Below are 23919 nucleotides of genomic sequence, written 5' to 3' on the forward strand. Positions count from 1 at the left end.
ATTGTTGCATAGTGACGGGTTGGGGTTCACGATCGTATTTGCGGATTCCAGAGAGAGAGGGCGGTGGTGAGGGTCGGCGCCGGGCGTCCTGTGGCGTGCCCGGCGTATGATTCAAGCAACGTTTCCCCTGTTGTTAAAGGCCAACACCGACGCTAGTTCTGGAGGTCCGGCGGGATGTCGTAGCTGAAGGTCCTGGTGTCGAACATCAGCTTCCAGGTTTGTGCTTCCACCGGCTTGTCGTCCAGCGTGCCGCCCGCCGTCACCGTGATCGGCACGGGGATATTGCCGTTGACGGTGGCCGTGCGATAGGTCCAGCGGCGCTTGTCGCAGCGGGCCGGCGGTATGCCCCCGTCGTCGCCATCCTCCGTGTTCGCGACCTGTGCCAGCCAGGCGTCGTACGCGGCCTTCGCGTCCTCGCAGGACCCCTCCGGCTTCGCGTCGCGTGCGGCGAGGAATTCTCCCAGCACGGCGATCTGGCCGTCGTGCGGTGCCAGCACCGTATTCATGGTCGTGACGGCCTCGCTGTCCGGCTCGGCGTCCCAGCGCGTCTTGACGACCCAGCCCCACAGGTTCTCGCTGAGGGCTTCGAAGCGGACCTGTTCAGGCTTGACCGGGGCGTTGGACAGGAAGCGGATCTGCGTATTTTCCTGGGCCAGGCCGCCGTCCTGGCCGTCCGGGTGCACGTAGAACACGCCATAGACCGCCTGGCCGTCGCCGTTCACGGCGGCGCCGCTGGCGACGAAGTACAGCTCGTCGCCGGCCGCCCCGTCGGGGATCTTCGCCTGCTGCACGACGCGCATCAGATACGTCACGTTGTCTTCGCCCACGTACAGCCACCCCTTTTTCGCGGCCGAGTATTTGCCGTAGGTCTGGCCCATCACGTCGTCGATGACGGCAGCTTCGTCGATCGTGACGCGTTTCTGCGCGTCCTTCGCCTGCAGCCAGTAAACCAGCGCGATCAGGGCCAGGGCGAGCGCGCCGACCGTGGCCAGCACATACAGTACGAGGCGGCCCCAGCGGCGGGGCGGCCGGGCAGGGTGGACGGGCGTGGCGGTGGCCGGTTCCTTCAGGTCTTCCATGAGGTCCTCAAAAGTGAAAAATCGAAAATGCTAAATTGCAATTGTCAAATTTTACATTAGAGGTGGAGAATGTTGTAAAGAGAAAAACAAAACGCCCGCGCAAGGCGGGCGTCGGGATGGAGACGGCGACGGTCAGCGGTGTTGCGCCAGCTCCGGCGACGGCGCGACGGCCGGCGTGGCGGGCGGCGGCATGGTCGGCTTGACGGCCAGCGCGGCCTGGCGCGCGGCGCTGCCGTTGGCGCAATAGCGGTTCTTGCCGGCGCGTTTCGCTTCGTACAGCGCGTAGTCGGCGATGCTGATCAGGTCGACGACGTTTTCCGCGTCGTCCGGATACAGGCTGATGCCGATACTCGTCGACAACTGCAGGGTCAGGTCGTTGATGAAGAACGGTTCGGACAGCGCCTCGACGAGCTTGGCGGCCGGTCCCTGCGCATCGGCCAGGCTGTGCACGTCAGCCAGCAGGACGATGAATTCGTCGCCGCCCAGGCGCGCCACCGTGTCTTCCTTGCGCGAATTCGACAGCAGGCGCTGCGACACCATCTTGAGAATCTCGTCGCCGTAGGCGTGGCCGTATGTATCGTTGATCGCCTTGAAGCCGTCCAGGTCGAGGTACATCACCGCGGCCTTGTGGTGGTTGCGGTTGGCGTGCTGCACGGCCGTTTCGATGCGGTCTTCCAGCAGGCGGCGGTTCGGCAGGCCGGTGAGGGCGTCGTGCAGCGCCAGTTCCTGCTGGGCGCGGCTGTACTGGGCCAGTTCCTTGTACAGCAGGCGCACTTCCAGCATGTTATGGATGCGCTTGTGCACTTCGAGCAGGTCGAACGGCTTGCTGATGAAATCGCGCGCGCCCGCTTCCAGCGCGGCGATCTTGAAGCTGGGCTGTGCCGTCAGGGCGAGCACGGGCAGGTAGCCGCCCTGTTCGATTTCCTTCAGGCCTTTCATGACCTGGAAACCGTTCAGGCCCGGCATTTGCAGGTCGAGCAGGATCAGGTCGTAGTTGTGTTCGCGATGCAGCGGGCACACCTGTTCCGGCAGCATCGTCGAACTGACGTCGGTGTAGCCTTCCTCGCGCAATATCTCTTCCATCAATTCGATATTGTCCGGGGAATCGTCTACGACCAGGATCTTCGCGTTCAGGATGTCTTGTCGGCTGGGCATGCGTACTCTCGTCAAATCAAGGCCGGTATTATTTGTTCCTTAACTACTCATACCAGCTCTAGAACAACATTTCATAGTCTAGCAAAACGCCGAGAATTTCTTGTAGGACAGCGCCGCGTCCTTGGGTAGGAACATCTTTCGAATTACTCGAGTCCCTATTAGCGTACGCCATTTCTGCCCGCCGTGGATGCGGCAGCGCGATTCACGAGCGGAGAGGAGGGGCCGACAACGGAAGCAACTGTTGCAATTAGTTCACTCGGTTCGACCGGTTTGGAGATATGCGCCGAAAATCCGGCCTCGAGCGCGCTCAGCCGGTCTTCCGAGCGGGCGAATGCCGTCAGGGCGATGGCCGGGACCTGGCTGCCTTCCTCGCGCCCCAGGTGGCGGACCCAGTCGAGCAGTTCGAAACCGTCCACTTCGGGCATGCCCAGGTCGCTGATCAGGAGGTTCGGCACGCGCTCCTTGAACAGGGCGAACGCATCGCGTGCGCTGGCGGCGATACGGACGGACGCGCCGCAATCGCTCAGGATGCGCTTGATCAGCTCGCGCGCATCGCGGTCGTCGTCGACCACCAGCACGTTGACGCCGGACAGGTCGAGCACCGTCATCTCCGGCGTGGCGGGCGTCGGCAGGATCATCGCGGCGCGTGCGCTGCGCGTCGCCGGCGGCTGCTGCTTGGCGAGCGGTAATTCGATGGTGAAGCTGGCGCCCTTGCCCTCGCCGGCGCTCTCGGCGCGGACGGTGCCGCCGTGCTGCTCGATCAGGTGTTTGACGATCGCGAGACCGAGGCCGAGGCCGCCGTGGCGGCGCGTCATCGATGCGTCCGCCTGGCGGAAGCGTTCGAATACGTGGGTGATGAATTCCGGCCGGATGCCCGCGCCGTTGTCGCGCACGGTGATGGCGACGCTCGCGTCGCTGCGCGCGAGTTCGATGCTGACCTGGCCATCGCGCGGTGTGAACTTGATCGCATTCGACAGCAGGTTCCACACGATCTGCTGCAGGCGCGCCGGATCGCCCGCGACGAGGCCCGGATCGGCCGCGTACTGCTTGTCGATACGGATGTTCTTCGCATCGGCCGCGGGGCGCACCGTCTCGATGGCCGCGTCGATGAAGCTCGCGGGCGCCACGGCCTGCATGTCGAGCAGGACCTTGCCGGACGTGATACGGCTCATGTCGAGCAGGTCTTCGATCAGCTGGGCCTGGGCACGGGCGTTGCGCTCGATCGTCTGCAAGCCTTTCTGCAGGTCGTTCTGGTCGCGGCTGCCGCGCCGCAGCACCTGGGCCCAGCCGAGGATCGCCGACAGCGGCGTGCGCAGTTCGTGCGACAGCGTGGCCAGGAATTCGTCCTTCATCTGGCTCGTGCGTTCGGCCTCGGCGCGCGCCTGGCGCTCGCTTTCGAGCAGCACCTTGCGCTCCTCGGCGGCGCGCTGGGCGGCTTCGTACAGGCGCACGTTGTCGATGGCGACGGCGGCCTGGGCCGCGATGCCGCGCACGATGCGTTCCGTGCGTTCGCTGAACACGTCCGGTTCCGGATGGCCGAAGAACATCGTGCCGAGCAACTCGCCGGAATGGCCGACGACCGGCACGGCGAGATAGCTGCGCACGGCCGGGTGACCCGCCGGAAGAGCGAACGGCGGCGCGTCGCGCAGGCGTGCGTCGAGCGTGACGTCGGCGGAGCGGATCACGCCCGCCGGATGGTCCCGCAGGCCCGGGCCGAACAGGCCGGAGGGACCGGCCGCGCCGAACGCCTCGAATCCGACCGGACTGCCGCCGGACACGGTGTACAGGGTGAACAGGTTGTTGGCATCGGGCTCGATGCCGTCGTTGCGTCCGTGGTACAGGAACGCACCCTGGCGCGCGCCGGCGATGCCCGTGGCGGCGTCCGTGGCGACTTGCAGCAGCGAGCGCAGGTCGCGCGTGGAAGCGAGCGCGCTGCCGGTGCTGTTGAGCAGTTCGAGCACGTGCGATTCGTCCCGCAGCGCCTGCTCGGCCCGCTTGACCTCGTCGACGTCCGTGTCCGTGCCGAACCAGCGCAAGACCTTGCCGTGGCGGTCGCGGACGGGATTCACCCGCGTGAGGAACCAGCGGTACTGGCCGTCCGCGCCACGGATCGGGTATTCCATTTCGAACGGGTCGCCGCTCTTGATGCTCGCGTTCCAGCGCTCCAGCACGGCCGGCAGCACCGTCGGCTCGACGGCCGTCTGCCAGCCCCAGCCCACGACCTGGTCCGGCGTCGTGCCCGTGTATTCGAACCAGCGTTCGTTGAACCAGACGATGGCGCCGTCGGCCTGCGCCATCCAGGCCAGCTGCGGGATCGTGTTGGCCAGCGCGCGCAATACTTCCTCGCTCTGGCGCAAGGCGTCGGCGGCGCTGCGCCGGGCCGTGACGTCCTGCACGACGCCGGTCATGCCGAGCACGCCTTCGCGCCGCGCCTGGTCGGCGTAATCGGCGCGGCCCACGAGCGCCACCCAGCGCGGTTCGCCGCTCGGGCCCGGCAGGCGGCATTCCAGTTCGAGGTCGCTGTGGCCGGCAAAGGCTTGCAGCACGGCGCGGCGCACGCTTTCGCGGTCGCCCGGGTCGATGCGGGCGCGCAGTTCGCTCCACGCGAGCGGCTGCTCGGCCGGCAGGCCGAAGATGGCGGCCGCCCGTTCGCCCAGCATCACGCGGTCGCTGGCGGCGTCCCAGCGCCAGTCGCCCAGGCGGCCCGCGGCCAGTGCCACCTGCAGGCGGCTGTTGCCTTGCTGCAGGGCCTGCTGGTCGGCCTTGCGCCGGTTGATGTCCTGGAAGTACAGCGTCAGGCCGTCCGGCGACGGATGGGCGCGCACCTCGAACCAGCGTTTCAGCGCCGGCCAGAAGAATTCCTGGATCGCCGTCTCGCGGCTGACCATCGCGCGCCGGTAGACGGTTTCGAGCATGCTGCCGCGCAGTTCCGGGAACGAGGCCCACAGGTCGTGGCCGACCAGGCTGGGCCGGGTCTTCTGCAGGGGCGCGAGCATCTCCAGCGCGCGCCCGTTGATGTACATGATGCGCCAGTGGTGGTCGACCGCGCAGAAGCCGTCGACCAGGCTCTCGAGCATGTTTTCCATGCGCGCGTTGGCCAGGCGCAGGGCTTCGCGCGCTTCCTGCAGTTCGCGCGCGGCCGCGGCCGCGGCGGCAGCGGGCTGCGCGGAGGGATGCCGCAGCTCGTCGCGCTCGTTGCTCACCGTACGCCTCCGCGCGAGACCATCGCGGACGGCGCCGGGTCGAGCATGTCCGTCAGCTCGGAGGGGCGGGGTGCACTGCCGGTGGGCTCGAAATCGATCATCGTGTTGGGCTCTGCGCGCGCGACGGTGGTGTCACGCAAAATGGACGGGCACGTCCGTCCACGGCGCGTAATGAGCCGTACACCGATTCTAGCCCAGCCCGGGCGCTTTGTTGCACACCTTTGGGCCATCGTTCAGGTGCGCACCGGCAGCGGATGCGCCACCTTGTCGAGCGCTTGCTGGAGCTGGTCCAGCTCATAGGGCTTCTGCAGTGACAGGTAGGGGAATTCCACGTGGCGCAGCAGGGTGTCGCCATAACCCGACGCGAAGATCACCCGCATCGACGGTGCCTGCGTCACGGCCTGGCGCGCCAGGTCGACGCCGGACATGCCGGGCAGGCTGACGTCCGTGAACAACACGTCGTATTGCCCGGCCGCAAGGCGCGCGAGCGCGTCGTTCGGATGACCGACGCCGTCCGCCTCGTGGCCGAAGGCGCGCAGCATCTCGCACACGAGGTATTGTGCGTCGACGTTGTCCTCGACGACGAGGATGCGCATGGGGCCGCTCGACTCGGCCGGCGCCTCCACGACCGGCGCGGCGGGCGCCAGCGCGCACAGCACGCCCGCGACGGCGTCGCCGTCCCCCCGCACGGGCGTGAAATACAGGTCGTAGCGGCCGCTGCCGCCTGCGCTGCCCGCGAACATGAGGTTGCGGTCCGGCGCGTACGCGGCCTCGCCGTTCCAGGCGCGCTGCAGTTCGGCGCCCGCCACCGCCAGCGGAGGCGGCATCACGGGCGGCACGCTGCCGCCGGGGACCCGTCCGTACGCCGGCCCGGCCAGCGCGCCGTAGGCGTCGTTGAACAGCACCGTCATGTCGCGTCCCCACACGAGCAGCAGGGGCAGCGGCGTGTTGAACATGACGTCGGCGGCCAGCCTCAGTGCCTGCGGCCATTGCTGCGGTTCGCCGAGCCGGGAAGCGGACCAGTCGTAGGAACTGGAAGAGTGTGCGGACCTGCCGGGATGGAGCATAGCGCGGTAAATATTGTTATCTAAACGAAAAGAGGTTGCATAGTACCCCAAATTGTAAGCAGGGGGCGACACGACTGCGCGCCCTGCGCAGAGTCGGAAAAGGCGGTAACCGGGTCGTAAAACAACAACATCGTGCACGATTGATATTGCACCACAGCATATGCGGCCCCGTGCGCGCGCCGGGGCAAAAAAAAGCCCGCTACGGGAGCGGGCTGAATCTATCCTTGGAGGAGAATAGAGGAGACAGGTTCATAATGCTGCATCGCAAAAAAGAAATCCAATTTAGATTTCTAATGTCAGCCATTGCTTTTATAAATGACACAGCCGTGCACGCTTCAATCGGGTCACTCTTGGTGCACCAAAGAAAATGTTCTACGATAGCAAAATGTTTAAAGACGCCTTGCTGTCGTTTACGAATTTTCGAGTCGATCCATCCGCGTGGACGTTGCCGCAGGGCGCCGCGTTGGCATGGCCGACCATACCCGGCTATCATGGGCCGTCCATTTCCGGCCGTTCCGTAGGGCGCCGAAAGCCCGGGCGCTTCCTGCCACCGTTTCCAGTCCAGGGTTTGCCATCCGGCCGATGCATCGTCAACTGAAGCCATCCATGAATCGAGGCCTGCGCCGGTCCTTTGCCGGCTGGGCGCTGGCCTCGCTGGCCTTGCTGTGCGCAGGCGCCGGGCTGGTGCCGCCCGCGCGCGCGCAGAGCGCCGTGCCGGGGGCGCCGCTGGAGCGGCGCGTGAAGGCGGCCTTCCTGTACAAATTCCTCGGCTATACCGATTTTCCCGCGAGCGCGTTCGCCGACGCCACGGCGCCGCTGACGATCGGCGTGATCGGCGCCAACGACCTCGCCGTCGAGCTGGCGCGCGTGGTGGCCGGACGCACTGTCAACAACCGCATGATCGAAGTGCGCGAGCTGCGCGAAAGCGACGCGGCGGCCCGCGTGCACCTGCTGTTCGTGGGCGGGAGCGATCCGCAGCGGGTCGCGCGCATCGTCCACCAGGCGACCGGGGCGATGCTCGTCGTGACCGAATGCGACAACGGCCTGCAGGTCGGTAGTGTGATCAATTTCCGCATCGTGGACGAACGGGTCCGCTTCGACGTCGCGCTGGATGCGGCGGAACGCAATGGCATCAAACTCAGTTCGCGCCTGCTGACGGTGGCGAACCGGGTGCAGAAAGGAGCGCAGTGATGGTGGTGCGCGACGGCGGCACGGTCCGCGGCAAACTGATTCTGATGGCGGTATCGACGACGTTCGTCGCGTTACTGGCGGCTTCCGTCGCCATGTTGCTGTTCGACCTGCGCGCGTTCCAGCGCTACTGGACGGACGACCTGATGACGCAGGCCGACATCATGGCGCGCGTGACGGCCCCGGCCCTCACGTTCAACGACGAGGAGACGGCGCGCCAGAACCTCGCCGTCCTGCGCGTGCGCCCGCAGATCCTCGCCGCCGCGATCTACACGAGCGACGGCACGCGCTTCGCCACGTACGCGGCGGCCCCGAACCAGGCGATCCCGGCGCGCCCGGCCCCGTCCGGCTACCGCATCGAGGGCGGCGAAGTGGCGGTGTTCCGCAACATCGTGGAAAACGGCGAGATGGTCGGCACGGTCTACCTGCGCTCGCGCTACGGCCTCGTCGACCGCCTGTTCAGCTATGGCGCCATCCTCGGCGCCGTGATGCTGGGTGCGCTGCTGATCGCGGGTCTGGTCGCGTCGCGCCTGCAGGCCGCCATCACGCGGCCGCTCGCGGCAGTGACGAACGTCGCGCGCCAGGTGATGCAGCGGCGCGACTTCACCCTGCGCGTGCCGGGGAACGACAGCGGCGAAATCGGCGTGCTTGTCGCCGCCTTCAACGACATGCTGGCCGAGATCGGCCGCCGCTCGCACGCGCTGCAGGAAGCGAACGCGACCCTCGAACACGAGATGCAGGTGCGCGAGCGCGCGGAGGAAGCGCTGCGCCTCGCGGACCGCCGCAAGGACGAATTCCTCGCCACGCTGGCGCACGAGCTGAGGAACCCGCTGGCGCCGATCCGCACGGGCCTCGACATCCTGCGCCTGCGCAGCGGCGACGCGCAGGCGACCCAGCGCGCGACCGACATCATGGAGCGCCAGCTGCGCCAGATGGTGCGCCTCGTCGACGACCTGCTGGACGTCTCGCGCATCAACACGGGCAAATTCACCATCAAGAGCGGCCGCGTGGAACTGAAAGCGGTCGTCAACGATGCGCTGGAGGTGGTGCGGCCGTACATCGAACTGCATGGCCACGAGCTGACGATCGACCTGCCGGACCGCCCTGTATTCCTGAACGGCGACGCGACGCGTCTCGCGCAAATCCTTTCGAACCTGTTGAATAATGCCGCCAAATACACGAACCGCGGCGGCCGTGTGGGCCTGAGGGCGACGGTGGATGACCGCACGCTGACGCTGGTCGTGTCCGACACGGGCATCGGCATCGCGCCGGACATGCTGGACACCGTATTCGAGATGTTCGTGCAGGTCGATTCGACGCTGGAGCGTTCGGTGGCCGGCCTGGGCGTGGGGCTGTCGCTGGCGCGCAAGCTGGTCGAGCTGCACGGCGGCTCCATCGAGGCGCACAGCGCGGGCCTCGGCCATGGCAGCCAGTTCGTCGTGCGGCTGCCGATCGTCGTCGAGCCGGAACTGCCCGCGAAGCCGACGCCAATGTCGTTCATCAGCGCGGAAACGTACCGCATCCTGCTCGCCGACGACAACGTCGACTTCGTCAACAGCATCGGCGCGCTGCTGACGGCGATGGGGCACAGCGTCGTCATCACGCACAACGGCGCGGATGCGCTGGCCGCGGCCAAGCGCTTCTGTCCGGATTACGCCTTCCTCGACATCGGCCTGCCGCAGATGTCCGGCTATGACCTGGCGCGCGGCATCCGCGACCTGTCGTGCTGCACGATGACCGTCATGGTCGCCGTCACGGGCTGGGGCCAGGAAAAGGACCGCCAACTGGCGTTCGAGGCCGGCTTCGACCACCACATGGTCAAGCCCGTGCGCTTCGAACAGATCGAGGAAATCCTGGGGAACCGCAGCGTCATCAAGAAGCTGCGCACATAAAAAAAGCGGAAGCGCGTGCGCTTCCGCCCGACTCATGCGCAGGGGGCTATCAAGCCGGCTTGCCCTGCTTGCGGCGACGCGCCAGGAAGCCCAGGACGCCCAGGCCGGCCAGCATCATGCCGTAGGTTTCCGGTTCGGGCACCGGGGCAGCCAGGGACACCGCGCCGCCGAAGCTCGCGGCCTGGTCCGACACCAGGTTGCCGCTCACTTGCAGGTAGTAGTTGCCGGCAGACAGGTTGTCGCTCGAGATCGTCCAGACGTCGATGTTGCCGGACTGCAGCGATTTGCCCGACGAGATCAGCGCATTGCCGGTGGCGTTGTACAGGGACACGCCAGTGATGTCGAGACCGGTGTCGGCGCTGTGGCTCACCGACGAGATGATGGCGTCGAGGTTCCAGCCGGTGGTGCCTTCGACGGAGAAGGTGAAGCGGTCGGCAAAGGTATTGCCGTTGTTACCGGTTGCGAACGTATCGCCGAAGAAGCCGGCGCCGTCGGTCAGGTCGAGGACCTGCGGGGTGTTGCCGACGGTGGCCGCCATGGCAGCGGTGGAAACGAACGACGCAGAAGCCAATACAACAGCAGCAATCAGTGATTTTTTCATTTCTTACCTCGCAAAGAAACAGCCGCGTCCTGCAGCTTGGTTTTCAAGAATCGGGGAACTTCATCGTATCAAATCATCGATAAAACGCACGAAAAATCACCGAAGTGTGCGCTTCTTCGTGGAAAGATGCTGAACATAAATAATTTCCGCGAGGATGCGGTTTTCACCCGCTTTTCATAGAGGAGTTGGTGTGTCTGGCATCAAACGACGGCGGAAATCAGCCAAATTGCATAGTATTTGTAGGTCCAATCCTACGTAAAGACGCGAGAAAATCCGCCGCTGAGTTTTTTCTGTTTGCAAGCGGGCATTGGGCGCTCGTCAAAATCGCAGGGGATATGGCTGGCAGGAGGGGGCGCGGCAATGAAAAAGGCCAGATCTTGCGATCTGGCCTTTCGTATAAGCTGGTGCGGCTGGCAGGAATCGAACCCACGACCCCTTGGTTCGTAGCCAAGTACTCTATCCAGCTGAGCTACAGCCGCCCGAGGCACGCATTATAGCGGCGAATCGCGGTTTCGCAAAGGACAATGATGCCGGTTCGGCAGAAATCCGCGAAGATAAAGAAAAAGGCCAGATCTTGCGATCTGGCCTTTCGTATAAGTTGGTGCGGCTGGCAGGAATCGAACCCACGACCCCTTGGTTCGTAGCCAAGTACTCTATCCAGCTGAGCTACAGCCGCCCCGAGGCCGGCATTATAGCCGACTTTTTCCTTTTGGCAAATACGAGGTCACTTCGTCGTCACGGTGACCGACGTGCTGCTCGTATTGCCCGCGGCATCGCGCGCCGTCGCGGTGATGGTGTGCTGGCCGGCGGCAACCTTGCGCGTGTTCCAGTTATAGCCGAGCGTGCCGCCCGTGCCCTGGGCCTTCGTCTGGCCGTCGATGACGAGCGGTGGCGGCATCCACGCGGCCATAGCCGAACATGGGGTCGCGGCCGGCCGCGCCGAGATCGACGGCCGTCGAGTACAGCAGCGACTCGATCGTGTCGCCGCCCAGATCGGGACGGGCCGCCATCATCAGCGCGGCGACGCCGGCGGTGACCGGGGCCGAGAACGACGTGCCGTTCCATGCCGAATAGCCGAGGGAATTGTTCGTCGTCCAGATATTCGTGCCCGGCGCCGCGATGGTGACGAAACTGCCCCAGCTCGAGAAGCTGGCCTTGGCGTCGTTGCCGTCGGTCGCCGACACGACGACCATCGCCGGATCGGGCACCACGTTCTCGTCGACGTTGTTATTGCCGGCGGAAACGAACACGAGGCCGCCCTTGCTGTTCATGTAGCGGGCCGCGCTGGGGATGGCGGAGCTGCCGGCGATGCCGGTGTAGCTGATGTTCGCGATCCGGGCGCCGTGGTCGGCCGCATAGGTGATGCCGCTGGCGATCGTGCTGAAGTAGGCCTGGCATCCGGTGCTGTCGCTGTAGGGATGCGCAGGGGCATGATGCAGGCCGCGCCCGCGATGCCGGCCACGCCGGCCGCGTTGTTGGACGTGGCTGCCGCCGTGCCGGCGACGGCAGTGCCGTGCCCGCGTACGTATCAATGAAAAATGGCTCATAAACCGCAACGCGTTTTATGAGCCATTCGTAATGAGTTGGTGCGGCTGGCAGGAATCGAACCCACGACCCCTTGGTTCGTAGCCAAGTACTCTATCCAGCTGAGCTACAGCCGCCCGAGGCACGCATTATAGCAGGCTTGCCGCGAATGACAAAACGGCATACTTGACAACCCGGAAAGGTGATCGTAAAGTGATATCACTTTCATATAACCTCATGGGATCCGGCATGTCTGCACTCACTCGTCAGGAAATACCGCTCGCTTCGATGAATGGCTACCTCGCGCTGGGCGGTGGCATCCTCGCCGTCCTGGCCGGCGCCTGGCTGGTCCACCTGTCCATCCTGGGCAGCCTGGCGGGCGGGGCGGCGCTGGCCGGCATTGCGCTCATCCTTGCCGGCGTGTTCATGTGCGCAGGGCTGTACATGCTGCAGCCGAACGAGACGGCCGTGCTGACCTTGTTCGGCCGCTACGTGGGCACGGACCGCGGCGAGGGCCTGCGCTGGGCGTTCCCGCTGTATCGCAAGCGCAAGCTGACCGTGCGGGCGCGCAACCTCAACATGTCCACGCTGAAGGTCAACGACAAGCGGGGCAATCCGGTCGAACTGGCCGCCGCCGTCGTCTGGCGCGTGCGCGATACGGCGCAGGCGCTGTTCGAGGTCGACGATTTCGAGCGCTACGTCAGCGTGCAGGCCGAGGCTGCGCTGCGCCACCTGGCCGCGCAATATGCGTACGACGAAGGCGAGGACCTCGCGCCGGGCGAAACGACACTGCGCGGCGGCGCGGCGGAAGTGGCGCACGCGCTCAGCGTGGAACTGACGGCGCGCTTCGAGGCGGCGGGCGTGGAAACCCTGGATGCGAAGCTGACGCACCTGGCCTACGCCCCCGAGATCGCCCAGGTGATGCTGCGCCGCCAGCAGGCGCAGGCGATCATCAGTGCGCGCGCCCGCATCGTGCATGGCGCCGTCACGATGGTGGAAGATGCCTTGAAAGGCCTGGCCGAGCGCGAGATCGTCGAGCTGGACGCGGAACGCAAGGCGTCGATGGTCAGCAACCTGCTGGTCGTGCTGTGCTCGGACCGCGACGCGCAGCCCATCATCAATGCAGGCACCCTGTACAACTGAGGCGGTGCGTCGATGGCAAGTCCCGGCAAGAAGTCCTATCCGCTGCGGATCGATCCCGCGTTGTGGGAGCAACTGCAGCGCCTGGCCGCCAACGATCTGCGCAGCGTGAACGCGGAGATCGAATTCCTGCTGCGCGAGGCGCTGGCGCGGCGGGGCATCCGCGTCGGGACCGCGCAGCCGGACGAGGAAGAGGGGAGCGCGAAATGAAAAAGGCCAGATCTTGCGATCTGGCCTTTCGTATAAGCTGGTGCGGCTGGCAGGAATCGAACCCACGACCCCTTGGTTCGTAGCCAAGTACTCTATCCAGCTGAGCTACAGCCGCCCGAGGCACGCATTATAGCAGCGGATTATTGTTTGGAAAAGCGTGTTTGGCACGGTCGTCACAATTCGTGCGCATAGAGGATGAAGCCCAGGTGCCGCGCGACCTTGTCGTAGAGGGCGCGCCCGGCTGCGTTGTCCGTGTGCGTCTGCCAGTACACGCGCGAACTGCCGGCCGCGCGCGCCTTGTCGTAGACGGCTTCGATCAACTGCCTGCCGACGCCCAGTCCGCGCCTGTCGGGTGCGGTGAACAGGTCTTGCAGGTAACAGACGTCGTGCAGCCGCGTCGTGCTGCGATGAAAGATGTAATGGGCAAGACCCACGATGCGGCCTGCGCTTTCCGCGACCAGCGCGTGCACGGGCTCCGCTGGATCGAAGAACCGGTGCCACGTGACTTGCGTGATGGATTCGGGAAGGGCCGTGGGGCCGCTGCGTCCGTAGAAGGCGTTATAGCCGTCCCACAGCGGGCGCCAGCCGGCGAGGTCCTGGGGATCGAGAGGGCGAATGATGAGCTGGTCGGACATGATGAGATGTAGAGCAGCAAATGGGAACGACCAATGGAAAAGGCCAGATCTTGCGATCTGGCCTTTCGTATCACTTGGTGCGGCTGGCAGGAATCGAACCCACGACCCCTTGGTTCGTAGCCAAGTACTCTATCCAGCTGAGCTACAGCCGCCCGATGCACGCATTATAGCAGTGGCATGACGAATGAGGAAGTCTTAATTTCTTTCAACATTTTTTGGGGTTCTGGTAGATTAGCCCGGTGCCCTGGAAACCCGTACCCTTCCCATTCGTCAACCAAGCGCTGCGGCGCATGCTGTGCGGCCTGCTGCTGGCCTGCGTGAGCTCGCTGGCGTTGGCGGGCGGTTCGCGCAGCCTGCGTTTCGAGCGCATCGGGCTGGAAGAAGGGCTGTCGCAGGAATCCGTCCTCGCGATCCTGCAGGATCACGACGGCTTCATGTGGTTCGGCACGCAGGCGGGCCTGAACCGCTTCGACGGCTACCGCAACCAGGTCTTCCGCAACGACCCCAGCGACCCCGCCAGCCTCGCCGACAACTACGTGCAGGCCGCGTACGAGGATGGCCAGAACCGGCTGTGGTTCGGCACGCGCGGCGGGCTCGCACGGTTCGATCCCGCGAGCCGCAAGTTCATTCGCCTGCCGCTGCTGGCCGGCACGGAACGCAATGCGCGCAACAGCGCCGTCACCGCGATCATCGGCGATGGCGCCAACGGCCTGTGGGTCGGCACCAGCGACGGCATCGTGCACGTCGATCCGGCGACGGGCACGCTACGCACGCTGCGCCACGACGGCCAGGATCCCGGCAGCCTGCGCGACGACCGCGTCACCGCGCTCGCCCTCGATCCGCGCGGCGGCCTGTGGATCGGCACCGGCGTCGGTCTCGACCACCTGCCGGCGGGCGCCGCCCGCTTCGCGCATTACGACATCGACGCCGGCAAGCGCAATGCGGTCGTCGCGCTGTCGATGGGCCCGCGCGACACGCTGTGGATCGGCACCGACGCCGGCCTGGAAGCGTGGCGCATCGGCCAGGGTGCGCCGCGGCGCCACCATGTCGGCGCCGACGAAGGCATGAACGACGGCCGCGTGCAGTCGCTGTACCACGACCAGGGCAACACGCTGTGGGTGGGCACGGAACTCGACGGCCTCAAATGGCGCGACCCCACGACCGGGCGCTTCATCGGCTACACCAGCCAGCCCCTCGACCGCCACACGCTGTCCGACAACCGCGTCATGTCGATCTGGGTCGACCGCACGGGGACGCTGTGGGCGGGCACGATGTTCGGCGGCGTCAATCGCGCGGACCTCGCCAGCGGCGGCTTTTCCCGCTTCGCGCTGTTGCCGGGGCAGGTCGCGGACCCGCGCAGTGCGCGCAAGATCCGCAGCATCGCCGTCGGCGCCGACGGCCGCCTGTGGCTGGGCACGACCGGCGGCGGCATCCTGCACCTCGATCCGGAGAGCGGCCGCGTGAACATGCTGCGCCACGATCCGCGCGACCCCGCCAGCCTGCCGGACGACACGGTCGGCAGCGTGCTGCCGGGACGCGGGCGGCTGTGGGTGGGCTCGCCCAGCGGCCTGTCGTGGCGCGATTCGGCGACGGGCCGTTTTACACCCGTGCCGCTCGGGCGCGAGGCGGGCGCCAGCTGGGTCCAGGCGCTCACGCTCGACCGCACCGGCGCGCTGTGGATCGTCACGCGCGGCGGCCTGTTCATGCTGGCGGCGGACGGCACGCTGCGCGGCTGGCGTCACGACCCGGCGAATCCGGCCAGCCTGGGCGACAACTATGGCTTCGCCGTGTTCGAGGACCGTGCCGGCACGATCTGGATCGGCACGGAGAATGGCCTCGACCGCTACGACCGCGCGACGGACACGTTCACGCACTTCCGCCACGACGCGCGCGACCCCGCGAGCCTGGGCCACAACCGCGTCTATTATCTGTACGAGTCCGCGCGCGGCGACCTGTGGGTCGGCACGGCGGGCGGGCTGCACCGCATGCAGCGGGAGCCGGGCGGCAAGACGGTGTTCCGCCGGTTCCCCGTCGCGCCCACGCGCGAGCAGGTGCCGATCGGCGGCATCCTCGAAGACGGCAACGGCCAGATCTGGGTCAGCACGACGACGGGCCTCACCCGCGTCGATCCGGAGACGGGGCGCTACAAGAACTACACGGCCAAGGACGGCCTGACGGACGGCTCGTACTTCGTCGGCTCGGCGGCGCGCGGCGCGGACGGCGAGCTGCATTTCGGCGGCATCGACGGCATGACGTCGTTCCAGCCGGAGGACATCCACGACAACCCGTTCCCGCCCGCCGTCGTGATCACCGACTTCCTCGTGTTCAACCGGCCGCGCGCGCTGCCCGTCGCCGTCGACCGCCTGCGCGACATCCGCCTGAGCCACCGCGATTCCGTGTTCACCCTGGAATTCGCGGCGCTGCACTACGCCGATCCGCAGGCGAACCGCTACGCCTACCGGCTGCTCGGCTTCGACCGGGACTGGACCGAGACGGATGCCCGCAAGCGCTTCGCCACCTACACGAACCTCGATCCGGGCGAGTACGTGTTCGAGGTGAAGGCCGCCAACAAGGACGGCGTGTGGAGCGAACGTCCGGCTACCCTGAACATCAAGATCCCGCCGCCGTTCTGGGCGACGTGGTGGTTCCGGCTGCTCGCGGCGAGCGTGCTGGCGACCATCGCCGTCGCGCTGTACCGCTTGCGCGTGCGCGTGCTCGTGCAGCAGAAGGCGCGCCTGGAACGCCAGGTCGGCGCGCGCACGGCGGAGCTGGTGCTGCAGAAGGAACGGGCGGAAAAGCGCAAGCAGGAGGCGGAAGCGCAGAAGGAAGCGGTGGAGCAGGCGCGCCGCAACATCGCGCTGCTGTCCGACATCGGCCGTGAACTGACGGCGAACCTCGACGGCGAGGCGATCATGGCCAACGTGTACGGCCAGGTGCGCCAGCTGATGGACGCGCCGCTGTTCGCGATCGGCGTGGCGCGCGTGGACGGGCCGATCGACTACCCGTACGTCGTCGCCGACGGCCGCCGCGTGCCCGACCAGGGGCGCTTCCCCGCGCGCGTGCGCGGCCTCGGCGAATACTGCCGCGTGACGGGCGAGGAGATCCTGATCGGCGACCTGGCCCGCGATTACGCCCGGTTCTCGGGACTCGTGCGCGACGTGCTGGGCGCGGATCCGGCCAGCACGGATGCCGACACGCTGCCGGCGCCGCGCTCGCTGATGGTCGTGCCGATCCTCGTGGGCCAGCGCGTGCTGGGCGTGATCACGGTGCAGAGCGGCCGGCCCGGCGCGTACCAGAACGTGCAGCTCGACATGCTGAGCACCCTCGCGTCCTATGTCGGCGTCGCGCTGGACAATGCGGACGCCTACCGCCAGCTGAAGGAAACCCAGGCCCAGCTGGCCGCGCGCGAAAAACTCGCTTCGCTCGGCGCCCTCGTCGCGGGCGTCGCGCACGAATTGAACACCCCGATCGGCAACAGCCTGCTGATGGCCAGCACGCTGGAAGAAAAGACGAACGCGCTGGCCGACCGCTTCGCGCACAACGCGCTGAAGAAATCGGACCTGGAGACGTGGATCGCGGCGGCGCGCGAAGCGGCAAGCCTCATCGTGCGCAGCCTGCACGGCGCGGCCGATCTCGTGAACAGCTTCAAGCAGGTGTCGGTGGACCAGGCCAGCACGCAGCGGCGCCGCTTCGACCTGGACCAGGCCTGCCACGAGATCGCGGCGACGATGATGAACCAGGTGCGCCGCGCCGGCCACACGCTCGACCTGCAGGTCCCGGCCGGCATTGCGATGGACAGCTATCCCGGCCCGTTCGGCCAGGTCGTCATCAACTTCATCAACAACGCGCTTCTGCACGCGTTCGACGCGCCGGGCGGCCGCATGCGCATCCATGCCCGGCCGCTGGACGGCGACCGCGTGCGCATCGAATTCTCCGACGACGGCCGCGGCATCGCGCCGGAGCACCTGTCGCGCATCTTCGATCCATTCTTCACGACGCGCATGGGGCAGGGCGGCACGGGCCTCGGCCTCAACATCGCGTACAACCTCGTGACCACGCTGCTGCAGGGGACGATCCGGGTCGAGAGCCGGCCCGGGCACGGCACGGTGTTCGTCGTCGAGCTGCCGCTGCGGGCAGACGGCTAGACCGTGTTGGTCGGCTTTCCGGCCACCCACGCCTCGAGATTATCGACCAGCATATCGGCCAGGGTCTGCATCGCGCCGCCGCTGGCCCACGCCACGTGCGGCGTCAGCACGAAGTTCGGCAACCGCAGCTGCAGCAGCGGGTTGGCCGGCACGGGCGGCTCCTTGCTCAGGACGTCGAACCCGGCGCCCGCGATCGTCCCGTCCGTCAGCGCCTGCGCCAGCGCCGCTTCGTCGACGAGGCCCCCGCGTGCCGTGTTGATCAGGATGGCGCTTGTCTTCATCGATGCGAGCTCGCGTGCGCCGATCAGGTGGCGCGTCTGGTCCGTCAGCGGCAGGTGCAGGCTCACGACGTCCGACGTGGCCAGCAGTTCATCCAGCGGCAACTGCACCACGTCCGTGTCCGCCACGGGCGAGCGCGACGTGACGGCGACGTCCATGCCGAACGCGCGCGCGATCTGGGCGACGCGGCGCCCCAGCGCGCCATAGCCCACGATGCCGAGGCGGCTGCCGGCCAGGTCGCCGATCGGGTGGTCGAGCAGGCAGAAACGTGTCGACTGCTCCCAACGCCCGTCCTCGACGTCGGCCACGTAGGCGCGCAGGTTGCGGCGCACGGCGAGCAGCAGCGCGAAGCAGTGTTCGGGCACGGAGACGAGCGAGTAGTTGCGGATGTTCGCGACGACGATGCCCCGTTCGCGGCAGGCGGCGAGGTCCACGTTGTCCGTGCCCGTCGCGGCCACGGCGATCATCTTCAGGTCCGGCAGTTGCGCGATCGCGTCCGCGCGCAGCGGCACCTTGTTCGTGATGGCGATCGTGGCGCCGCGCAGGCGTTCGACGACCTCGTTCGCGTTCGTGGCGGGGTAGTCGCGCCAGCGGTGCTCGAAGGATGGCTTGCGGATGGTGGCGATCAGGCTGTCGCGGTCCAAAAAGACGATGTCGTGCATGGTAGTCCCGGCTGATAACGGACTGCCATTGTAGATCGCGGACGAAAAAAAGACAGGGCGAACCCTGTCTTCGGAGGATGGAGGGGCTTGAGCCGGTTGTGCGCTACCGGAGGGGGCTTACCTGGCAGCGGCGGCTTTCTGGTCTGCGTGTGCCTCGGCCTTGTCGGCTGCGGCTTCCGCCTTGGCTTTGGCGGCTTTCTTGTGTGCTTTGGCTTTCGTCTTCGCGGCGTCGGCCTTGGCGACGGCGACGTCCGCATTGGCTTCGGCGGCTTTCTTCTCCAGCTTCGCGTCGGCCTTCACGTCGGCCTTCTCTTCCTTGACCTCGGCCTTCGCCGCTTTCTTGTCGGCCTTGACTTCGGCATGCGTGGCCGGGGTGGCGGTCGTCTGGGCGTACACCGAGGTGGCGAACAGGCCTGCGATCAGGGTGGCGACGATTTTGTTCATGGCGGCATTTCCTTCAGGTGTCGTTAAAGTGTGCTACTAGGCCAGAAACGCGGCCATGCGGCGCGTGGTTGACGTTCCTTTACATCCCGTTACAAGTGTACGTACGGAAATCCTTTTGTCGGAACGATGTTTGACAGTGGAAATCATTCGAACGATACTTTGGCGGCACTATCCGTGCCCATCCAATAATTCGACGCCCAAGAGACCGCTCGTGACACTACAAACTTCCCTCCGTACCACCCTGACCGCCATCGCGCTCGCCACCGCGGCGCTGGCCGCCCAGGCCGCAGACGCCGTCCACATCGATCCGAAAATCCTGTCGCAGGACGTGAAAGTCCTGTCGTCCGACGCGTTCGAAGGCCGCGGCCCGAACACGGCCGGCGAGACGAAGACCGTCAACTACATCATCGAACAGTTCAAGCAGGCCGGCCTGCAGCCGGGCGGCGACCTCGTCGACGGCAAGCGCGGCTGGACGCAGGACGTCCCGCTGGGCCGCTTCGAGATCAGCGGCCCGGTCGACGTGTCCGTCACGGCCGGCGGCACGACGAAAGCCTTCACGCAGGGTAACGAAGTCGCCGTGCGCGCCGCGATGACGGGCGCGAAGAGCGTCGATTTCAAGAATGCGCCGCTCGTGTTCGTCGGCTATGGCGTGACGGCACCGGAACGCAAGTGGGACGATTTCAAGGGCCAGGACCTGAAGGGCAAGCTGGCCGTCGTGCTGATCAACGACCCGGACTTCGAGACCGGCAAGGGCGACTTCGGCGGCAAGGCCATGACCTACTACGGCCGCTGGACCTATAAATTCGAGGAACTGGCACGCCGCGGCGCGCTGGGCACGCTGATCGTCCACGAGACCGCGCCCGCGTCGTACGGCTGGGCCACGGTGAAGAATTCGAACACGAACGTCCAGTACGACATCGTGCGCAAGAACCCGCTGGAAGCGCACGCGCCGGTGGAAGCGTGGATCCAGCGCGACGTCGCCGTCGACCTGTTCAAGCGCGCCGGCCTCGACTTCGACAAGCTCAAGAAGCAGGCGCAGGCGCGCGCCTTCAAGCCGGTCGAGCTGAAGGGCGTGACGATGTCCGCGCACTACGCCGTCGACGCCAAGGTCATCACGTCGAAGAACGTGCTGGCCGTGCGTCCGGGCAGCGCGCACCCGGACCAGGTCGTGATCTACAGCGGCCACTGGGACCACCTGGGCGTCGGCCTGCCGGACGCGAAGGGCGACAAGATCTACAACGGCGCCGTCGACAACGCCACCGGCATCGCCGCGCTGCTGGAACTGGGCCGTGCCTACGCCAAGGCGCCGGCGCCGAAACGCAGCGTCGTCTTCCTCGCCGTGACGGCGGAGGAGAAGGGCCTGCTGGGTTCGGAATACTATGCGAACAACCCGGTCTACCCGCTGGGCAAGACGGTCGGCGTGATCAACATGGACGCGCTGAGCCCGTACGGCCCGTCGCGCGACTTCACGATCTCGGGCAGTGCCAAGCTCGACCTGCTCGACCAGCTGGTCGCGAAGGCCAAGGCGAACGGCATCCGCTACTCGGCCGACCCGAAACCGGAAGCGGGCCACTTCTTCCGCTCCGACCACTTCCCGTTCGCCAAGCACGGCGTGCCGGCGATCTCGTTCGGTTCGGGCGAGGACTGGGAGCAGGGCGGCGTCGCGGCGGGCAAGGCGGCCGAGGACAACTACGTGTCCGTCGCGTACCACCAGCCGGCCGACGAGTGGAGCGCCTCGTGGCCGTTCACCGGCATGGCGCGCGATCTCGGCGTGCTGTATTCGGTGGGCCGCGACCTGGCCGATTCGGGTGCCTGGCCGAACTGGTCGAAGGACTCCGAGTTCCGTGCGGCGCGCGACCAGACCGCCGCGGAACGCAAGTAACATGCATACGAACGTGGGCACCCCGTGCCCACGCGGACTACGCTCGAGTTGCACGTAGGGTGGGCACCCCGTGCCCACGCGCACCACATAGAGTTAGCCAGCGAACAGTCGCGTCTGCAGCTACTGCCTACACTAAGGCACACACTGCAGAGGTGATGCCATGCCCGACCCGTTAAAGCTGTACAAGGCCAAGCGCGATTTCAAGATCACTGCCGAGCCCGCAGAGGGTGGGGAGGTCAGCAAGGGCCTTCTCACCTTCGTGATCCAGAAGCACTGGGCTTCCCGCCTGCATTACGATTTCCGTCTGGAACTCGATGGCGTCATGAAGAGCTGGGCCGTACCGAAAGGCCCCAGCTACGACACCCACGACCGGCGCATGGCCGTGCACGTGGAAGACCATCCCATCTCGTATTCCGATTTCGAAGGCACCATCCCGCCGCACCAGTACGGCGCGGGCAAGGTCATCATCTGGGATAAAGGGACGTGGGAGCCCGTCGGCGACCCGCGCCAGGGTTATAAGAAAGGTGAGATCAAGTTCGAGATGCACGGCCACAAGATGCACGGCCGCTGGGTGCTCGTGCGCCTGCGCGGCCATGAAGACGACAAGCAGGAACCGTGGCTGCTCATCAAGGAAAACGACGAATACGCGAAGCCGGCCGCCGAATTCTCCGTCGTCGACGAATTCCCCGACAGCGTGAAGGATCTGCCGATGCCGGAGCATGGCGCCGAGGTGAAGGTGGAGGAACCGAAGGCCGACAAGCCGGTGCCCGGAAAGGCGGCGAAACCGAAGCGCGGCGCCATGCCCGCCGGCGCCGTCAAGGCCGACCTGCCGGAGACGCTGACGCCCGAACTGGCGACGCTCGTCGACGGCCCGCCCGCCGATCCGGAAAACTACATCTACGAAATCAAGTTCGACGGCTACCGCATGGTCACGCGCGTGCAGGGCAAGGACGTCCGCCTCGTCACCCGCAACGGCAACGACTGGACCGACAAGCTGAAACCGCTGCAGCAGGAAATCCGCCGGATGAAACTGCCGGACGGCTGGTACGACGGCGAGATCGTCGTCCACGACGAGAACGGCAAGCCGAATTTCAACCAGCTGCAGCTGGCGTTCGACGGCTCCAACAGCGCGCAAATCGTTTATTTCATATTCGACGCCCCGTACTTCAAGGGCTACGACATGCGCGACGTGCGGCTCGACGAGCGGCGTCCGTTGCTGCAGGAGGCGCTGGCGGCGCGGCCGTCGGACACGGTGCGCTTCTCCGCCGAATTCGGGACGGACCCGGCGCAGCTCGTCGTGGCCGCGTGCCAGATCGGCCTGGAAGGCGTGATCGGCAAGCGCAAGGACTCGCGCTACGTCACGCGCCGCTCGCCCGAGTGGATCAAAATGAAATGCGGCCAGCGCCAGGAATTCGTCATCGGCGGCTACACCGATCCGCATGGCGCCCGCACGGGCATCGGCTCGCTGCTGCTCGGGTACTACGACAAGGACGGCGTGCTGCGCTACGCGGGCAACTGCGGCAGCGGGTTCAACGGCGCGTCGCTGCGCCACATGCGCGAGGTGCTGGAAGCGATCGAGACGGACGAGAATCCGTTCCCGGCGCGCGCCGTGCCGGGACGGACGAACCACTGGGTGAAGCCGGAGCTGGTCGCGGAAGTCAGCTTTTCGGAATGGACGGCCACCGACTCCATCCGCCACCCCGTGTTCCAGGGCCTGCGCAAGGACAAGCCGGCGAAGAGCGTCGTGCGCGAACTGCCCAGGCACATGCAGGAGGCGCCCGTGGAAAATGCGAAACCCGCCGCTAAACAGACGACGAACAAGCGGACGACGAACAAGCGGACGGCGAAGAAGGCCGAGCCGGAGAGCGGCTTGCCGGGCAATCTGCCCGCCACGTTCAAGGTCACGCACGGCGACCGCGTGATGGATGCGGAAAGCGGCGTCACGAAGGTCGAGATGGTGCGGTATTACGCGCTGGTCGGCGAACTGATGATGGAACACCTGAAGGGCCGCCCGGTCTCGCTGGTGCGCGCGCCCGACGGCATCGGCAAGGAGCTGTTCTTCCAGAAGCACGTCGCGGACACCGCGAAGATGCCCGGCGTCGCGCAGATGGATCAGGCGCTCGACCCGGACCACCCGCGCATGACGGAGATCGCGACGATCGAAGGCCTGCTGTCCAGCGCGCAATGGAACGTCGTCGAGATCCACAGCCAGAACGCGACGTCGAAACACTACGACACGCCGGATCGCATGGTGTTCGACCTCGACCCCGGCGAGGGCGTCGAGTTTGCGAAGGTGCGGGAAGCGGCCCAGCTGGTGCGTGCGTTCCTGGAGGAGCTGGGGCTGAACCCGTTCCTCAAGACGAGCGGCGGCAAGGGCCTGCACGTGGTCGTGCCGCTGAAGCCCAAGCTGGACTGGGACACGGTGAAGGATTTCTCGCGCGCGATCGTGACCCACCTGGCGAAGACGATCCCGGACCGCTTCTCCGCCAAGAGCGGCGCGAAGAACCGCGTGGGCCGCATCTTCATCGACTACCTGCGCAACGGGCGCGGCGCGACGACGGTGGCCGCGTGGTCGGCGCGCGCGCGTCCGGGCCTGGGCATCTCCGTGCCCGTGCGCTGGGAAGAACTGCCGAAGCTGAAGTCGGGCAGCCAGTGGACCGTCAAGAACGTGCACACCCGGCTGGACGAGGGCAATGCGCCGTGGGCGGACTACGACAAGAGCGCGGTCACGCTGACCAGGGCGATGAAGGCGCTGGGGTTCAAGGCGGAGAAAAAATGATCGTCGTTACCGCGGAGGCGGGAACGACGTGCGA

General features: G+C 66.3%; 17 protein-coding genes, 5 tRNA genes and 1 pseudogene. 7 read left to right on the forward strand and 16 right to left on the reverse strand.

The genetic code is table 11. The features are described 5' to 3' along the window. Positions 1 to 152: 152 nt before the first annotated feature. From ACEN98_RS28330 to ACEN98_RS28345, 4 genes are all read right to left on the reverse strand, one after another. Positions 153 to 1079: a hypothetical protein gene (locus ACEN98_RS28330; RefSeq protein WP_413388213.1), complete on the reverse strand. Its 927-nt coding sequence runs from the start codon at positions 1077 to 1079 to the stop codon at positions 153 to 155. Between the two features lie 132 nt (positions 1080 to 1211). Next, complete coding sequence (locus ACEN98_RS28335; protein WP_413388214.1) at positions 1212 to 2234, reverse strand: diguanylate cyclase domain-containing protein; 1023 nt, start codon at positions 2232 to 2234, stop codon at positions 1212 to 1214. A 158-nt stretch (positions 2235 to 2392) separates the two neighbouring features. Beyond that, positions 2393 to 5437, reverse strand: a complete 3045-nt coding sequence (locus ACEN98_RS28340; RefSeq protein WP_413388215.1) for an ATP-binding protein — start codon at positions 5435 to 5437, stop codon at positions 2393 to 2395. Positions 5438 to 5670: 233 nt separating this feature from the next. Continuing rightward, on the reverse strand, positions 5671 to 6504 hold the full coding sequence (locus ACEN98_RS28345; protein ID WP_413388216.1) for a response regulator: 834 nt from the start codon (positions 6502 to 6504) through the stop codon (positions 5671 to 5673). 606 nt (positions 6505 to 7110) lie between these two features. Here ACEN98_RS28345 and ACEN98_RS28350 point away from each other — a divergent pair. Both ACEN98_RS28350 and ACEN98_RS28355 read left to right on the forward strand, forming a co-directional pair. Beyond that, on the forward strand, positions 7111 to 7695 hold the full coding sequence (locus tag ACEN98_RS28350; RefSeq protein ID WP_413388217.1) for a YfiR family protein: 585 nt from the start codon (positions 7111 to 7113) through the stop codon (positions 7693 to 7695). Further along, positions 7695 to 9584, forward strand: coding sequence for an ATP-binding protein (locus ACEN98_RS28355; RefSeq protein ID WP_371765043.1), 1890 nt, complete (start codon positions 7695 to 7697; stop codon positions 9582 to 9584). The genes ACEN98_RS28350 and ACEN98_RS28355 overlap by 1 nt, the downstream gene beginning before the upstream one ends. 49 nt (positions 9585 to 9633) lie before the next feature. Here ACEN98_RS28355 and ACEN98_RS28360 read toward each other — a convergent pair whose 3' ends face one another. The 7 genes and pseudogenes from ACEN98_RS28360 to ACEN98_RS28390 all read right to left on the reverse strand — a co-directional run bounded on the left by ACEN98_RS28360 (position 9634) and on the right by ACEN98_RS28390 (position 11846). After that, entirely contained in the window at positions 9634 to 10185 is a 552-nt protein-coding gene (locus ACEN98_RS28360) for an FxDxF family PEP-CTERM protein (RefSeq protein ID WP_413388218.1), read from the reverse strand. Positions 10186 to 10587: 402 nt separating this feature from the next. Then, a tRNA-Arg gene (locus ACEN98_RS28365) sits at positions 10588 to 10664 on the reverse strand. 120 nt (positions 10665 to 10784) lie between these two features. Beyond that, positions 10785 to 10861: transfer RNA gene (locus ACEN98_RS28370), tRNA-Arg, on the reverse strand. A 48-nt stretch (positions 10862 to 10909) separates the two neighbouring features. Next, a complete protein-coding gene (locus ACEN98_RS28375; protein ID WP_413388219.1) occupies positions 10910 to 11083 on the reverse strand; it encodes an Ig-like domain-containing protein in 174 nt (57 codons plus the stop codon). Beyond that, complete coding sequence (locus ACEN98_RS28380) at positions 11016 to 11549, reverse strand: S8 family peptidase (RefSeq protein WP_413389107.1); 534 nt, start codon at positions 11547 to 11549, stop codon at positions 11016 to 11018. The genes ACEN98_RS28375 and ACEN98_RS28380 overlap by 68 nt, the downstream gene beginning before the upstream one ends. Beyond that, positions 11453 to 11656: pseudogene (locus tag ACEN98_RS28385) on the reverse strand (hypothetical protein); the annotation flags it as partial. The gene ACEN98_RS28380 and the pseudogene ACEN98_RS28385, both read right to left, overlap by 97 nt. Before the next feature lie 113 nt (positions 11657 to 11769). Then, a tRNA-Arg gene (locus ACEN98_RS28390) sits at positions 11770 to 11846 on the reverse strand. Between the two features lie 112 nt (positions 11847 to 11958). Here ACEN98_RS28390 and ACEN98_RS28395 point away from each other — a divergent pair. Both ACEN98_RS28395 and ACEN98_RS28400 read left to right on the forward strand, forming a co-directional pair. Next, entirely contained in the window at positions 11959 to 12852 is an 894-nt protein-coding gene (locus ACEN98_RS28395) for an SPFH domain-containing protein (RefSeq protein WP_413388220.1), read from the forward strand. 12 nt (positions 12853 to 12864) lie between these two features. Next, the gene (locus ACEN98_RS28400; RefSeq protein ID WP_413388221.1) at positions 12865 to 13059 is read left to right on the forward strand and encodes a hypothetical protein; all 195 of its coding nucleotides are present in this window, start codon (positions 12865 to 12867) and stop codon (positions 13057 to 13059) included. Between the two features lie 38 nt (positions 13060 to 13097). On the opposite strand, the gene ACEN98_RS28405 is transcribed toward ACEN98_RS28400, so the two are convergent. The 3 genes from ACEN98_RS28405 to ACEN98_RS28415 all read right to left on the reverse strand — a co-directional run bounded on the left by ACEN98_RS28405 (position 13098) and on the right by ACEN98_RS28415 (position 13846). Next, positions 13098 to 13174, reverse strand: a tRNA-Arg gene (locus ACEN98_RS28405). 58 nt (positions 13175 to 13232) lie between these two features. Further along, on the reverse strand, positions 13233 to 13694 hold the full coding sequence (locus ACEN98_RS28410) for an N-acetyltransferase family protein (RefSeq protein ID WP_413388222.1): 462 nt from the start codon (positions 13692 to 13694) through the stop codon (positions 13233 to 13235). 75 nt (positions 13695 to 13769) lie between these two features. Further along, a tRNA-Arg gene (locus ACEN98_RS28415) sits at positions 13770 to 13846 on the reverse strand. 87 nt (positions 13847 to 13933) lie between these two features. Between ACEN98_RS28415 and ACEN98_RS28420 the strand changes: the two genes are divergently transcribed. Then, on the forward strand, positions 13934 to 17839 hold the full coding sequence (locus ACEN98_RS28420; protein WP_413388223.1) for a two-component regulator propeller domain-containing protein: 3906 nt from the start codon (positions 13934 to 13936) through the stop codon (positions 17837 to 17839). Here the strand turns inward: ACEN98_RS28420 and ACEN98_RS28425 are convergent. Together ACEN98_RS28425 and ACEN98_RS28430 are read right to left on the reverse strand one after the other, a co-directional pair. Beyond that, a complete protein-coding gene (locus tag ACEN98_RS28425; RefSeq protein WP_413388224.1) occupies positions 17836 to 18780 on the reverse strand; it encodes a D-2-hydroxyacid dehydrogenase in 945 nt (314 codons plus the stop codon). The two genes, ACEN98_RS28420 and ACEN98_RS28425, sit on opposite strands and share 4 nt — an antisense overlap. 117 nt (positions 18781 to 18897) lie before the next feature. Next, a complete protein-coding gene (locus ACEN98_RS28430; protein ID WP_413388225.1) occupies positions 18898 to 19224 on the reverse strand; it encodes a hypothetical protein in 327 nt (108 codons plus the stop codon). 211 nt (positions 19225 to 19435) lie between these two features. Here ACEN98_RS28430 and ACEN98_RS28435 point away from each other — a divergent pair, with 211 nt between their 5' ends. Next, positions 19436 to 21106 (forward strand): M28 family metallopeptidase, encoded by a 1671-nt coding sequence (locus tag ACEN98_RS28435; RefSeq protein ID WP_413388226.1) that lies wholly within the window; start codon positions 19436 to 19438, stop codon positions 21104 to 21106. Between the two features lie 160 nt (positions 21107 to 21266). Beyond that, positions 21267 to 23885: a DNA ligase D gene (ligD, locus tag ACEN98_RS28440; RefSeq protein ID WP_413388227.1), complete on the forward strand. Its 2619-nt coding sequence runs from the start codon at positions 21267 to 21269 to the stop codon at positions 23883 to 23885. Positions 23886 to 23919 lie beyond the last annotated feature (34 nt).

It is taken from the genome of Massilia sp. CT11-137 (assembly GCF_047302885.1).
Lineage (GTDB): Bacteria > Pseudomonadota > Gammaproteobacteria > Burkholderiales > Burkholderiaceae_D > Telluria > Telluria orientalis.

What these genes read in the sequence shown, in the direction of transcription:
- ACEN98_RS28330 (WP_413388213.1), bottom strand. Translation starts at nt 1,079, where the DNA reads ATGGAAGACCTGAAGGAACCGGCCACCGCCACGCCCGTCCACCCTGCC.
- ACEN98_RS28335 (WP_413388214.1), bottom strand. Translation starts at nt 2,234, where the DNA reads ATGCCCAGCCGACAAGACATCCTGAACGCGAAGATCCTGGTCGTAGAC.
- ACEN98_RS28345 (WP_413388216.1), bottom strand. Translation starts at nt 6,504, where the DNA reads ATGCTCCATCCCGGCAGGTCCGCACACTCTTCCAGTTCCTACGACTGG.
- ACEN98_RS28350 (WP_413388217.1), top strand. Translation starts at nt 7,111, where the DNA reads ATGAATCGAGGCCTGCGCCGGTCCTTTGCCGGCTGGGCGCTGGCCTCG.
- ACEN98_RS28355 (WP_371765043.1), top strand. Translation starts at nt 7,695, where the DNA reads ATGGTGGTGCGCGACGGCGGCACGGTCCGCGGCAAACTGATTCTGATG.
- ACEN98_RS28360 (WP_413388218.1), bottom strand. Translation starts at nt 10,185, where the DNA reads ATGAAAAAATCACTGATTGCTGCTGTTGTATTGGCTTCTGCGTCGTTC.
- ACEN98_RS28375 (WP_413388219.1), bottom strand. Translation starts at nt 11,083, where the DNA reads ATGCCGCCACCGCTCGTCATCGACGGCCAGACGAAGGCCCAGGGCACG.
- ACEN98_RS28395 (WP_413388220.1), top strand. Translation starts at nt 11,959, where the DNA reads ATGTCTGCACTCACTCGTCAGGAAATACCGCTCGCTTCGATGAATGGC.
- ACEN98_RS28400 (WP_413388221.1), top strand. Translation starts at nt 12,865, where the DNA reads ATGGCAAGTCCCGGCAAGAAGTCCTATCCGCTGCGGATCGATCCCGCG.
- ACEN98_RS28410 (WP_413388222.1), bottom strand. Translation starts at nt 13,694, where the DNA reads ATGTCCGACCAGCTCATCATTCGCCCTCTCGATCCCCAGGACCTCGCC.
- ACEN98_RS28425 (WP_413388224.1), bottom strand. Translation starts at nt 18,780, where the DNA reads ATGCACGACATCGTCTTTTTGGACCGCGACAGCCTGATCGCCACCATC.
- ACEN98_RS28430 (WP_413388225.1), bottom strand. Translation starts at nt 19,224, where the DNA reads ATGAACAAAATCGTCGCCACCCTGATCGCAGGCCTGTTCGCCACCTCG.
- ligD (WP_413388227.1), top strand. Translation starts at nt 21,267, where the DNA reads ATGCCCGACCCGTTAAAGCTGTACAAGGCCAAGCGCGATTTCAAGATC.